The organism is Micromonospora yasonensis, assembly GCF_026013475.1.
Taxonomy (GTDB): domain Bacteria; phylum Actinomycetota; class Actinomycetes; order Mycobacteriales; family Micromonosporaceae; genus Micromonospora; species Micromonospora yasonensis.
Genome location: NZ_JAPDPH010000059.1, coordinates 1 through 12,660 on the forward strand (window position 1 = coordinate 1; position 12,660 = coordinate 12,660).

The window sequence follows — 12,660 nt, forward strand, 5'->3', positions numbered from 1 at the left end:
GACGTGCCCCGACCCCGGCGGATCGACTCCCCGGAGATCGCGACCATCGCCGCCGAGGTCACCGACCGGCTGCGTACGGAGGTGGGCCGCCATGGCCAGTGACACCCTCACCGGGGCCCCGAGTGCCGACGCGGAGATCTCCGGACTGGACGCCCTGGAGATCGCCGGCCGGCAGCAGACGACCACCCGGGTCGCCCTGCTCTGGTCGGCCACCTGGCCGAAGCTGGCCGCCCTGGCCATCGCGATCGGGGTCTGGCAACTGGTGGTGTGGAGCGGCTGGAAGCCGCCGTACTCGCTGCCCGGACCGGTCACCGTCGGGCAGGAGTTGCTCCGCCAGGCCGGCGGCGGGCAGCTCTGGCAGGGAATCGCCACCACGCTGCGCCGGGCCGCGCTCGGGTACGTCTTCTCGGTCGGCGTGGGTCTGCTGGTCGGCCTCGCGGTGGCCCGCTTCCGGGTGCTCCGCGCGGCCATCGGCTCGATGATCACCGCGCTGCAGACCATGCCGTCGATCGCCTGGTTCCCGCTGGCCATCCTGCTCTTCGAGCTGAGCGAGAAGGCGATCTTCTTCGTGGTGGTGCTCGGCGCGGCGCCGTCCATCGCCAACGGGGTGATCAGCGGCGTCGACTACGTGCCGCCGCTGCTGGTACGGGCCGGTCGCAACCTCGGCGCCCGCGGCCTGAACCTCTACCGGTACGTCGTCGCGCCCGCCGCGCTGCCGGCCATCGTGGCCGGACTCAAGCAGGGCTGGGCCTTCTCCTGGCGCAGCCTGATGGCCGGTGAGCTGATCGTGGTGGGCATCTCGACCACCTCGCTCGGGGCGCAGCTCACGTACGCCCGGGAGCTGTCTGACGCGCCGTGGCTGCTCTCCACCATGATCGTCATCCTGGTGGTGGGTCTGCTCGTGGACGCCGCCTTCGGCGCGGCCGACAAGGCGATCCGCCGGCGGTGGGGCGTGCTGGACCAGGCCGGCAACTGACCCCGTGTACGTCTCCGCGCGCGCCGACTACGCGCTCCGGGCCATGCTCGCCGTCGCCGAGGCGGCCGGGTCCCCCGCCGCCGGGGGACCCGGCGGCGACCTGGTCAAGGCCGCGAGCCTGGCCGAGAGCCAGGACATCCCGCTCAGCTTCCTCCAGGGCATCCTGCTCGACCTGCGCCGGGCCGGACTGCTGCACAGCGCCCGGGGCACCGAGGGCGGCTACGCCCTCACCCGCCCCGCCACCGGGATCACCGTCGGGGACGTGCTGCGGGCGGTCGGCGGGGCGCTCACCAGCGTCCGGGGCCTGCCCGCGGACCGGGCCGGCTACCACGGGGTGGCCGCCGGGCTGCGCGATGTCTGGCTGGCGGTGGACGGCGCGATCGCCCTGGTCGTCGACCGGACCACACTGGCCGACCTGCTGGCGGACCGGGCCGCGGCGCCCTGACCGGGCCCGCGGGATCGGGCCTCGGGTGCGACGAGACTCGGCCCGAGCGTCCCGGTCAGCTCCCGGTCGGCCCGTCGGCCGGGCCGTTCGGACTGTGCAGCTCGACGAGCCCGGCCCGGGAGGCACCCCCCGAGGTCGGATGCCAGGGACCGAATGCCGCGACCACGGCGAGCAGCAGTCCCGCCCCGGCGACCGCCGCGACGAACAGCAGCTCGCGCAGCGCCCCCGAGCCAGCCTCGCCCGCCATGGTCACCCCTCCCGCGTCCGGCCACCCGGCCCGACCTCTCCCCCAAGCCGATCATGGGCGGGAACGAGATTCGGGACAGTCGCCCATCAGACGCAACCGCCGCTGATCCCCGACTCAACGGAGAGCAGCGGCGGAGACGACGGGAGGCGAGGTCAGGCGGTACGGGGACGCTGGGAGCGACGGCGTCGGCCGGACGCGCGGTGCGCCGGACGCGGGGTGGTGTCGGCCTCCCCGGCGGACTGGAGGCCACCTGCGACGCGGCCGGAGTCGGTAGCGATCCGACCGCCGTTGCCGGCCGCCCGGCGCCCCCGGGGCGCCCCCGCCCGCGCGGCGGGCGCCGACGGGGCGGCGACGATCGTCACCGGCACGCCGGAGGGCTCCCGCGCCCCGGTGACCCGGGCCAGCTCCGCGTCGCCCGGACGGACCTGGGCGGTCCGCGGGCTGATCCCGGCCAGGCTCATCAGCCGGGAGACGTCCCGGCGCTGCTCCGGCAGGACCAGCGTGACCACGGTGCCGGACTCCCCGGCCCGGGCGGTACGCCCGCCCCGGTGCAGGTAGTCCTTCGCCTCGGCCGGCGGGTCCACGTTGACCACCATGTCCAGCCCGTCCACGTGGATGCCGCGGGCCGCCACATCGGTGGCCACCAGCGCGGTCACCTGACCGGTGCGGAACTGTTCCAGGATCCGGGTGCGCTGCGGCTGAGACTTGCCGCCGTGCAGCGCGGCGGCGCGTACGCCCTTGGCGAGCAGTTGGCGGGCGAGCCGGTCGGCGCGGTGCTTGGTCCCCATGAAGAGGATGGTGCGACCCTCACGGGCGGCGATCTGAGTCAGCGCGGCGGGCTTGTCGACCGCGTCGACGTGCAACACGTGGTGGGTCATCGCGGTCACCGTGGCGGTGCCGGGGTCGACCGAGTGCGACACCGGCCGGGTCAGGAAGCGGCGGACCAGCTTGTCCACGCCGCCGTCCAACGTGGCGGAGAAGAGCATCCGCTGGCCGTCCGGCGCGACCTGCTCCAGCAGCTTGGTGACCTGCGGCAGGAAGCCCATGTCGGCCATCTGGTCGGCCTCGTCGAGCACGGTGATCGCCACCTCGCCGAGTCGGGCGTCACCGCGGTTGATCAGGTCGTGCAGCCGGCCGGGGGTGGCGATGACCACCTCGGCGCCGGCGCGCAGGGCGTCCGCCTGCCGTTGCAGCGACAGACCGCCCACGACGGTCGCGCAACGCAGCCCGACCGCGCGGGCGTACGGGGTGAGCGCGGTGGTGACCTGCTGGGCCAGCTCACGGGTCGGCACCAGCACCAGGGCCAGCGGGCGGCCCGGGCGGGCCCTACGGCCGGCGGTGCGGGACAGCAGCGGCAGCCCGAAGGCGAGGGTCTTGCCGGAGCCGGTGCGTCCCCGGCCGAGCACGTCGCGGCCGGCCAGCGAGTCCGGCAGGGTGGCCGCCTGGATCGGGAACGGCTCGGTGATGCCCTGCGCCGACAGCTCGGCGAGCAGCGCGGAAGCCAGGCCCGTCGCGGCGAACGTGGGAACAGTCATGGTCATGCGGAATGCCTTCCTCGACGCGGCACGTGTCGAGGGAGGCGCCGGAAGCGGCGCTGTCAACCGGGGACTCGTCCACCGGGACTCACAAGCACGAACCGAAGGGGTACGGGCCGGTCCGCCGCAGCGCGCCGCCCGCCGGAGCGGGGGCGGCGGCGGACCGGACCCGTCACCGTGCCCTGAGGGCGCGGTGGGTGGTACTGGTTGATCCGAAGATCAGAGCGGGCGGATGTTCTCCGCCTGCGGGCCCTTCTGGCCCTGGGTCACCTCGAACTCGACCCGCTGGTTCTCGTCCAGGCTCCGGTAGCCGGAGGACTGGATCGCCGAGAAGTGGGCGAAGACGTCGGCGCCGCCGCCGTCCGGGGTGATGAAGCCGAAGCCCTTGTCAGCGTTGAACCACTTGACGGTGCCAATAGCCATTTGTTCGTCTCCTTGACGGAACGGTCGGACCCGCACCTGTTGCGGGGCCGGAGGAGGAGTGCGCCGCGCTTGGCTGCGCGACCCACCTGTCGCTGCTGGTCGCCCCGCCCGGAGAACTCCGGACACAACAAAGCGCGCCTGGGGCCACAATCCGCCAGGCGCACACAGAGTCTCTGGAAACCAAAACTGCAACGCGCCTAACCTATCACGAACTTTGCAACGCCGGGCCGTCCGTCGGAAATTCCGGCACGCCGGCGACCAGCGCGGTCAGCCCCTCGGCGTCGAGCAGGTCCGCCGGCCGGACGGTGACCGCGTCCCGGACGTAGTGGAAGGCCGCCCCCACCCGCTCGACCGGCACGCCGGCCAACTCGGCCCAGGCGAGCCGGTAGACGGCGAGCTGCACCGCCGCCGCCTCGGCCTCCCGCCCGGTGGGCTGCCGGCCGGTCTTCCAGTCGATGACGTCGTACCGGCCGCCGGGGCGGGGGAAGACGGCGTCCATCCGGCCGCGCACCACCACGCCGGCGATCACCGTGGCGAAGGGCACCTCCACCTCCACCGGCACCCGGTCGGCCCACTCGCTGGCCAGGAAGCGCTCCTGCAGTTCGGTGAGCGCCTCGTCCGGGGCGGCGTCGTCGTCCGCCGCGCCGGGCAGCTCGTCCACGTCGAGCAGCCGGTCCGCGCCGAAGCGCTGTTCCAGCCAGGCATGGAAGGCGGTGCCCCGGCGGGCGTACGGGTTGGGCTCGCTGGGCATCGGCCGGCGCAGCGCCCGGGCCAGGGCCGCCGGGTCGCGGCGCAGCGCCACCAGCTGGGTCACCGACAGGTGCCCGGGCAACGCGACCTCGACCGCCTCCGCCCCGCGCAGCAGTTCGGCCCGCTCAACGAGGAGCAGGTCGGCCTCCCGCCGCCACCGCGCCACCTCGGGATCGTCGGCGGGCGTCGCCGCCTCGTCGGCGGGGCCGGCCGGCCCCGGGGCGCCCGCGACGAGCAGTGCCTCCTCGCGGCGGGCCGCCTCCGGGTCGGCGAGGTACCGGCGGACCAGCGCGGCGGCCTCGGCCAGGGCCGGGCGGCGGGCGCCGAGCGGGTCGGCCGGCCACTCGGCCCGGAGCACCTGCTCGGTGGTCGGGTTGACCGCGTCCCCGGCCGGCTCGGGTGCCCACCCGTCGACCAGGTGCCCGTCGGCGCCGTCCAGGCAGGCGTCGTGCACCTCGCGCAGGAAGACCGAGGGGCCGCGGAACTTCTTCGTCCCCTCCCCCCACCAGTAGCCGGAGCAGAGCAGCAGCCGCCGGGGCCGGGTCACCGCCACGTACGCGAGCCGGCGCTCCTCCCGCTCGTCGTGGGCCCGCCAGGCGTCGGCGAAGTCCGCCACCGCCCGGGCCACCCCGCGCTGGTCCTCGGCCCCGGGAAGGCCCAGCTCGGGCAGCCCGTCGGCGTCGCCGCGCAGCGGGAACGGCAGCACGCCCAGCCCGCCCAGCCAGTGGTCGGAGTTGCGCACCGGCCCCGGCCAGACCCCCCGGGTCAGCCCGGCGACCGCCACCACGTCCCACTCCAGCCCCTTGGCGGCGTGCGCGGTGAGGACCTGCACCGCGCCCTCCACCACCTCCACCTCGCCAGGGGTGAGCCCGCGCTCCTCGTCCTCCGCGGCGGCCAGATAGGCGAGGAAGCCGGCGAGCGTGGCGCCGGGCGTCTCGCCGCTGAACCGGGCCGCCACATCACCGAGCGCGTCCAGGTGCCCCCGGGCCAGGCCAGCGTCGCCGGTGCCGTCCCGCCCGGCCCGTACCGCCACCTCCACGTCCAGGCCGATGGTCCGCTCGATGTCCGCGATCAGCTCCGGCAGGGACTGGTCGAGCCGGTAGCGCAGCAGCGCCAGCTCCATCCCGTACGCGCGCAGCCGGGCGTACCCCTCCGCCGAGTACGCCTGCGCCGGGCCCAGGTCGGCGAGCGCCTCGACCAGGGTCGCCTCGTCCAACGCGTCCACGGTGATCTCCGGCCCGTCCCCGCCGGCCAACTCCCGGCGCGCCTTCGCGATGGCCTTCGCCCGCCGGTGCAGGGCGACCAGGTCACGCGGCCCGATCCGCCACCGCGCCCCGGTGAGCAGCCGCAGCAGCGCCGCCCCGTCGGCCGGGTCGGCCAGCACGCGCAGGGTGCAGACCACGTCCCGCACCTCGGGGGTGTCCAGCAGGCCGCCCAGCCCGACCACCTCGACCGGCAGGCCCCGGGCCCGCAGCGCGGACTCGATCGCCGGGATCTGGCTGCGCAGCCGGACCAGCACGGCGGTGGTGGGGCGCTGCGGCACCGGAATGTGCTCGGGCAGCCCGCCCGGCATCCCGGCCGCGCCCCGCCAGGCGGCCAGCACGCTGTCGGCGATCCACTCGGCCTCGTCGGCGTACGTCTCGAGGAGCGCGCAGTGCACGGTGCCGCCGGCCCGGCCGCGCGGGCTGCGGTGCGGGATGGGCTCCCGGACGCTGAACGCGGCGTGCAGCTCGGGCACCCGGGCCCCGGCCGCGCGCAGCGGCACCGACAACGCGTTGGCGACGCCGAGGATCTCCGGCCGGTTGCGCCAACTGGTGGTGAGGCTGAGCACCCGGGCCGGGCCACCGTCGGCGCGGGCGAACTCGGCGGGGAACCGGTCCAGCGTGCCGGCGCTGGCCCCCCGCCAGCCGTAGATGGACTGGCACGGGTCGCCGACGGCGGTGACCGGGTGGCCGCCGCCGAAGAGCGCGTTGAGCAGCACCACCTGGGCGTGGCTGGTGTCCTGGTACTCGTCGAGCAGCACCACCCGGAAGCGGTCCCGCTCGATCACTCCGACGCCGGGGTGGTCGCGGGCCACCCGGGCGGCCCGGGCGAGCTGGTCGGCGAAGTCCATCGCCTCGAAGTCGTCCTTGCGCCGCGCATACGCGCGGACCAGGGGCAGCAGCTTGAGCCGGGTCTGCTGGAGCTGGAGCGCCTTCCGCACGTCGGCGTAGACGCGGCCGGGGCGGGACTGCACGTCGGCGAAGAAGCGGCCGGTCCAGGCGGCCAGGTCGTCCGGGGCGACCAGGTGCTCGTCCAGCTCCCCGGCCAGCGCCAGCACCGCGTCGGTGATGGTGCTCGGCATCCGGTCCACCTCGGACATGTCCCCGTCGTAGTTGCGCACCAGCAGGTCGACGAGCTGCCAGCGGGACGCCTCGGTGAGCAGCCGGGTGGTCGGCTCGTAGCCGGCGCGCAGCCCGTGCTCGGTGACGATCCGCCCGGCGTACGAGTGGTAGGTGGAGACGGTCGGCTCGCCGGCCAGGGGGTCGTCGTGCGGGTCCCGGCCCGGCCGGCCGAGCCGGCGGATGAGCTGGTCCAGCCGGGTACGCACCCGGTGCGCCAGCTCACCGGCGGCCTTGCGGGTGAAGGTGAGGCCGAGCACCTGCTCCGGCCGGACGTACTGGTTGGCGACCAGCCAGACCACCCGGGCCGCCATCGTCTCGGTCTTGCCGGAGCCAGCGCCCGCGACCACCAGCAGCGGCTCCACCGGCGCGGCGATGATCGCCGCCTGCTCCCGGGTGGGCGCCGGCAGCCGCAGCAGCTTCGCCAGCTCGACCGGGGTGTAGCGGGGGCCAGCGTCGGCGGTGCGGGGCGCCGGGGTGGCGCCGGCGCCGAACAGGGCGGGCTGGGTCGTCACGGCTGCTCCGGGGGTGGCTCGACGACCTGGCGGCCCTGCCCGGACACCGGGCAGCTGGTCCGGACCGGGCAGACCCGGCACTTGGCGTTGGCGACCGCCGCGAAGGTGGCGGCGGCCATCGTATCCGCGGTGCGCCGGACCAGCGCGGTGGCCCAACCAGCCTCGGGCCCCTCCCCGGCGGCGGCCTGGCTCTGCTCCTTGGCGTCCTTCGCCCCGGTGCCGAGCTGCACCAGCGCGGCGCCCCCGGACTCGTCGCCGTACTCGGCGAACGCCCCCGCCTCCACCGCCGCCTGGTACGCCCCGAGCTGCGGATGCTCGGCGATCTCGCGCTCGGTGACCGCGGTGGACTTGCCGGTCTTCAGGTCGATCACCACGAGCCGGCCGTCCTCGTCGACCTCCAGCCGGTCGACCCGGCCGGTCAGCTCGATCGGGCGGGTCGGGTCGTCGAGCCGGACGGCGAACTCGTGCTCGATGGCGAGCAGTCGGCGCGGGTTGCCGGCCAGCCAGCGCAGCAGCTTGTCCACCATGGCCTCGGCGCGCTGCCGTTCCGGGCCGACCATCCAGCGGGCGGCCAGTTCGATCGCGTCGAACCGGGCGGCGACGTACTCCAGCAGGGTGGTCCGGTCGACGCTGGCGTCCTCGGCCAGCATCGCGGCGGCGTGCACCAGGTTGCCGACGCCCTGTGCGGCGCTCGCCGGGGCGCTGCCGCCGTGCCGTTCCAGCAGCCAGCGCAGGCTGCACCGGAGCGCGCTCTCCATCGCCGACGGGGTGACCCGGACCGGTTCGCCCTCGTTGACCAGCGGCCGGTCGTCGGAGAGGCCGCGCAGGCCCCACCAGTCGTCCGGATGCGCGCCAGGCACCCCGGCGGCGGCCAGCCGGGCCAGCTCGGCCGCCGCCGCGCGCCGCCGGGTGACCGGCGCCGCCGGGTCGGTGATCGCGGTGCGCAGCTCCGCCACCAGCGCGGACAGGGTGAGCCCGCGCGGCGGCAGGGTGACCGGGAGGACGACCGGCACGGTGTCCGGCGGTTCGTCGACCACCGGCGCCGGCCCGTCCTCCGGCCGGCCGGCGGCGGGTCCGGCCGGTTTCGGGCTCGGGCTACGGCCATCCGGGCTCGGCGCGTCTGACGCCGCGCCGCGACCCCGGACAGCCGCCGGGGCGGCCGGCACGGACCCGCCACCGCCCGTGGCCGGCGGTTCGGGGGCGGCCAGCTCGTGCAGGAAGCGGCTGGGCTGCTCCTCGTGGTCGTCGCCGCCGACCGCCGCGGAGGCGACCGCGGTGACCAGCAGCCGGTCACGGGCCCGGCTGACCGCCACGTGGAAGAGCCGGCGCTCCTCGTCGAGCAGGGCCGAGGTCTGCCCGACCAGGCTGGCCCGTACGCCGGTGCCGTCGGCCCGGCCGGCGAGCACGTCGACCAGCCGTTCCGAGCCGAGCAGGCTGCCGCGCAGCCGCAGGTCCGGCCAGACGCCCTCCTGCACCCCGGCGACCGCGACCAGGTCCCACTCGAGGCCCTTGGCGGCGTGCGCGGTGAGCAGGCGGACCGCCTCGCCCCGGTCGCCACTGGCGGCGAGGGTGTCGGCCGGCAGATCCTGGCCGAGCACGTGGTCGAGGAAGACCTCGGTACGCGCGCCGGGCAGCCGGTCGGTGAACCGGGCCGCCGCGTCGAAGAGCACCAGCACCGCGTCGAGGTCCCGGTCGGCGGCCTCGGCCCGCCACCGTTGCGCGGTCTCGTGCTCGCCGGTGGCCGCCCGCCCCCGGGTGATCGCCCCGGCCCACCGCTCGGCCAGGCCGCTTTCCCGCCACACCGCCCAGAGCACGTCCTCGGCGGTGGCGCCCGGGGTGGCCGCGGCCTGCCGGGCGGTCGCCAGCAGGTGCGCCACCGCCTGGGCGGGGGCCGCCCAGCGGCGCTGGACGGTGGCCAGCTCGGCCGGGTCGCGCAGCGCCTCGACGATCAGCTCGCCGGAGGGACGGCGGTCGCCGGCGGCCAGCGCGAGCGCGCGGAGCCCCTGGCGCAGCCGGCGTTCGGCCAGCGGGTCGGCGCCGCCCAGCGGCGAGTGCAGCAGGGCGACGGCGGCCTCCTCGTCCAGCCGGTCGGGTTCCAGGGCGCAGCGGAGCAGGAGCAGCAGCGGGGCCACCCCGGGCTGAAGGTGCAGCGGCAGGTCCTCGCCGTGCACCACGGTCGGCACGCCGGCGGTGTGCAGGGCGCGTTGCAGCGACGGCAGCTGCCGGCCGGTGGCGCGGACCAGCACCGCCATCCGCGACCAGGGCACCCCGTCGAGCAGGTGCGCCTCGCGCAGCGCGTGGGCCAGCCAGGCGGACTCGCTGGTGGTCGAGCGGAAGGTGCGGACCTCGACGGCGCCGGGCGCGGCGTCGGGCAGCGGGTGCAGCCGGCGGTGCGCCGCCGGGCCGCGCAGCCGGCGGGCCAGCCGGGCGGTGGCCGCCAGCAGCTCCGGCCCGGCCCGGTACGACGTGGTCAGCGTGACCTGCGCGGCCGGCGCCCCGGAGGCGGTCCGGAACCGGTGCGGGAAGGTGCTCACGCCGGCCGGGTCGGCGCCGCGGAAGGCGTACGTGGAGGAATCCGGGTCGGCGAAGGCGACCAGGGACTTGCCGCCGCCGGCCAGGACGGCGAGCAGGTCGAGCTGGGCGGGGTCGGTGTCGGCCAGCTCGTCCACGTAGACGTGGGCCAGCCGGCGGCGCTCCGCCGCCAACAGCTCGGGGTCGTCGAGCAGCATGCCGGTGGCGGCCCGGACCAGCTCGGCCGGGTCGTACGCGATCGACCCCCGGTTGCTGACGTCGCGCAGGGCGAGCACGGCGACGTACTCGCGGAGGAAGCGGGCGGCGGCCGGCCAGTCGGCGCGGCCCAGCTTCTCCCCGAGCCGGGCCAGCTCGACCGGGCCGACGCCCCGCTCGGCGGCGCGCATCAGCAGGTCGCGGAGCTGTTGGGCGAAGGCCCGGGTACGCAGCGCGGGTCGCAGGTCCGCCGGCCAGCCGACCGGGTCGTCGTCCGGCTCCTCGCCGACCACGTCCAGCAGCTCGCGGATGATCAGGTCCTGCTCGGGACCGGTCAGCAGCCGGGGTGACGGCTCGCCCCGCTCGGCGGCGGCCCGGCGGAGCAGGCCGAACGCGTACGCCGGGAAGGTGCGCACCAGCGGCTCGCGGACCACCTTGTGGCCGCTGCCGGCGATCACCGCCTCGATGCGGTGGCGCAGGTCGGTGGCGCCGCGCCGGCCGAAGGTGAGCACCAGGACCTGTTCCGGGTCGACGCCCTCGGCCACCCGGGCGGCGACCGCCTCGACCAGGGTGCTGGTCTTGCCGGTGCCGGGACCGCCGACGACCAGCATCGGCCCGTCGGTGTGCGCGACGACCTCGGCCTGCACCGGATCCGGCCGGTACGGCGGCGGGTACGCGGCATCGCCCGCCGACCCCCCGGACCGCGGCTCCGCAACCGCCGGCCCTTCGGACCGGCCACCCCCCTGCCCCGCCCCGGCGGAGTGGGAGACCCCCGTCGCCACCCCACCGGGCCGGCGCACCAAGCGGTACGCCTCCATCACCGACATCCCACCACGCCGGTACGACACCTGGAACCGTGCACTGTGCCCGTCGCGCCCCGGCTCAGGCGAGGTGGGTGTCGAGGAGGTCGAGGGCCGCCGGGACGGTGTCCGCCACCAGGAGGAGGTCGAGACCGGCCGGCTTGAGGAAGTGCTGATCGGCGAGGGCGCGCAGCCAGTCGAGCAGGGGACGGTAGAAGCCGTCGGCGTCGACCAGCACCATCGGCTTGGCGTGCATGGCCAGGGTGGCGGTGGTCCAGACCTCGAAGAGCTCGTCGAGGGTGCCGAGCCCGCCGGGCAGCGCGACGAACCCGTCCGACTTCTCGATCATCAGGGTCTTGCGGCTGGCCATCCCGTCGGTGACCAGCAGCTCGTCGGCGGCCAGGTCGGCGACCTCCAGGTCGACCAGGGCCTGGGGGATGACGCCGACGGTGTACCCGCCGGCGGCCCGCGCCCCGTCCGCCACCGCGCCCATCATGCCGACGCAGCCGCCGCCGCTGACCAGCGTGTGCCCGCGCCGGGCCAGCTCCGCGCCGGTCTCGGTGGCCAGGTCCAGCCAGCGCTGGTCGAGGGTACGGGAGGACGCGCAGAAGACGCAGATCGCGGCCACGCCTCAGCGCTCCCCGGCCCGGCGGGGCCCGGGGCCCTCGGGGCCGGCTTCGGCGGCGGCCTGCTGGTCGGCGGCGACCCGGGCGACCGCCTCCTCGCGGATCGCCTCCTGCTCGGCGGAGAGCACCGCCTCGGCCTCCACGATGTGCCGGACCGCCTCGGCGACGTCGTCGGTGAGGCAGATCAGCTCCAGGTCCTTCGGGCCGATCTTGCCGTCGGCGGCCATCGCGTCCCGCAGCCAGTCGAGCAGCCCGCGCCAGTAGTCGACGCCCATCAGCACCACCGGGAAGCGGGTGACCTTGCCGGTCTGCACCAGGGTCAGCGCCTCGAAGAGTTCGTCCATGGTGCCGAAGCCGCCGGGCAGCACCACGAACGCCTGGGCGTACTTGACGAACATGGTCTTGCGGGCGAAGAAGTAGCGGAAGTCGATGGCCAGGTCGACCCAGTCGTTGATGCCCTGCTCGAACGGCAGCTCGATGCCGAGCCCGACGGAGAGGCCGCCCGCCTCGCTGGCGCCCCGGTTGGCCGCCTCCATCACGCCCGGCCCGCCACCGGTGATCACGCCGTACCCGGCCCGGGCCAGCGCACCGCCCAACTCCTCGGCCATCCGCCACTCCGGGCTGTCCGGCTTGCTGCGGGCCGAGCCGAAGACGCTGACCGCGGGCGGCAGATCGGCCAGGGTGTCGAAGCCCTCGACGAACTCCGACAGGATGCGCAGCGCCCGCCAGGCGTCCTTGGTCTTCCAGTCGCCCCGGCCGCGGGAGTCCAGCAGCCGCTGGTCGGCGGTGCTGGTGGGGATGGCCCGGTTGCGCAGCGTGACGGCGCCCCGGTGCCGCTCCCTGCGTGGGCTGCGGCCGGGCGGCAGCCCGTGGCTCTGGCTCATGCAGCCACCGTAGTGGAGGCATGCGGGTCGGGTGCGGAGGCCGGCCAGCCGACGAAATTTCTCGCGATCTTGGGCAACTAATTCGGTCGCACGTACGTCTTACTATTCACATACGGGGTATGCCCCGGCGCGTTGCCTTTCGGGGGAGGAGCAGGCGTTGATCAGCAACACCGAGATGATCCGGATCCGCCGGCAGATGCAGCGACGGATCCGCGACGTGGTGGCCGAGCGCCGCCGTGCCCGGATGATGGAAACCCACCACACCGACCTCACCGGCGAGTCCACCGAGACGGACGCCTCGCTGAGCACGACCGTCTGACGGTTCGCCGGCACGACCTCGGGGGGTCCGCG

Annotated in this window: 10 protein-coding genes and 1 pseudogene; 4 read left to right on the forward strand and 7 right to left on the reverse strand. The window is 75.7% G+C overall.

Translation table 11 applies throughout. From position 1 onward, the window contains the following. The 3 genes and pseudogenes from ONA70_RS36675 to ONA70_RS14835 form a co-directional block, all read left to right on the forward strand. Positions 1-102: pseudogene (locus ONA70_RS36675) on the forward strand (ABC transporter ATP-binding protein); the annotation flags it as partial. Then, entirely contained in the window at positions 92-976 is an 885-nt protein-coding gene (locus ONA70_RS14830; RefSeq protein WP_265007002.1) for an ABC transporter permease, read from the forward strand. The pseudogene ONA70_RS36675 and the gene ONA70_RS14830, both read left to right, overlap by 11 nt. Positions 977-980: 4 nt before the next feature. Further along, entirely contained in the window at positions 981-1,421 is a 441-nt protein-coding gene (locus tag ONA70_RS14835) for an RrF2 family transcriptional regulator (RefSeq protein ID WP_265007003.1), read from the forward strand. A gap of 55 nt (positions 1,422-1,476) precedes the next feature. On the opposite strand, the gene ONA70_RS14840 is transcribed toward ONA70_RS14835, so the two are convergent. The 7 genes from ONA70_RS14840 to ONA70_RS14870 all read right to left on the reverse strand — a co-directional run bounded on the left by ONA70_RS14840 (position 1,477) and on the right by ONA70_RS14870 (position 12,309). Continuing rightward, a complete protein-coding gene (locus ONA70_RS14840; protein WP_265007004.1) occupies positions 1,477-1,668 on the reverse strand; it encodes a hypothetical protein in 192 nt (63 codons plus the stop codon). A gap of 152 nt (positions 1,669-1,820) precedes the next feature. Continuing rightward, positions 1,821-3,209, reverse strand: a complete 1,389-nt coding sequence (locus ONA70_RS14845) for a DEAD/DEAH box helicase (protein ID WP_265007005.1) — start codon at positions 3,207-3,209, stop codon at positions 1,821-1,823. A gap of 213 nt (positions 3,210-3,422) precedes the next feature. Continuing rightward, on the reverse strand, positions 3,423-3,626 hold the full coding sequence (gene cspE / locus ONA70_RS14850; protein ID WP_007464836.1) for a transcription antiterminator/RNA stability regulator CspE: 204 nt from the start codon (positions 3,624-3,626) through the stop codon (positions 3,423-3,425). A 205-nt stretch (positions 3,627-3,831) separates the two neighbouring features. Next, positions 3,832-7,272: an ATP-dependent helicase gene (locus tag ONA70_RS14855; protein ID WP_265007006.1), complete on the reverse strand. Its 3,441-nt coding sequence runs from the start codon at positions 7,270-7,272 to the stop codon at positions 3,832-3,834. Continuing rightward, a complete protein-coding gene (locus ONA70_RS14860) occupies positions 7,269-10,817 on the reverse strand; it encodes an ATP-dependent helicase (protein WP_265007007.1) in 3,549 nt (1,182 codons plus the stop codon). The genes ONA70_RS14855 and ONA70_RS14860 overlap by 4 nt, the downstream gene beginning before the upstream one ends. 64 nt (positions 10,818-10,881) lie before the next feature. Beyond that, positions 10,882-11,427 carry an LOG family protein gene (locus ONA70_RS14865; RefSeq protein WP_265007008.1) on the reverse strand — a complete coding sequence of 182 codons (546 nt, stop codon included), beginning with the start codon at positions 11,425-11,427 and terminating at the stop codon, positions 10,882-10,884. 3 nt (positions 11,428-11,430) lie between these two features. Then, on the reverse strand, positions 11,431-12,309 hold the full coding sequence (locus ONA70_RS14870) for an LOG family protein (protein ID WP_265007009.1): 879 nt from the start codon (positions 12,307-12,309) through the stop codon (positions 11,431-11,433). Between the two features lie 157 nt (positions 12,310-12,466). Between ONA70_RS14870 and ONA70_RS14875 the strand changes: the two genes are divergently transcribed. Continuing rightward, entirely contained in the window at positions 12,467-12,628 is a 162-nt protein-coding gene (locus ONA70_RS14875) for a hypothetical protein (protein ID WP_265007010.1), read from the forward strand. Positions 12,629-12,660 lie beyond the last annotated feature (32 nt).

Bases quoted from the DNA above. Each gene is read 5' to 3' on its own strand.
- ONA70_RS14840 (WP_265007004.1), bottom strand. From the start codon at position 1,668: ATGGCGGGCGAGGCTGGCTCGGGGGCGCTGCGCGAGCTGCTGTTCGTC.
- cspE (WP_007464836.1), bottom strand. From the start codon at position 3,626: ATGGCTATTGGCACCGTCAAGTGGTTCAACGCTGACAAGGGCTTCGGC.
- ONA70_RS14845 (WP_265007005.1), bottom strand. From the start codon at position 3,209: ATGACCATGACTGTTCCCACGTTCGCCGCGACGGGCCTGGCTTCCGCG.
- ONA70_RS14870 (WP_265007009.1), bottom strand. From the start codon at position 12,309: ATGAGCCAGAGCCACGGGCTGCCGCCCGGCCGCAGCCCACGCAGGGAG.
- ONA70_RS14860 (WP_265007007.1), bottom strand. From the start codon at position 10,817: ATGGAGGCGTACCGCTTGGTGCGCCGGCCCGGTGGGGTGGCGACGGGG.
- ONA70_RS14830 (WP_265007002.1), top strand. From the start codon at position 92: ATGGCCAGTGACACCCTCACCGGGGCCCCGAGTGCCGACGCGGAGATC.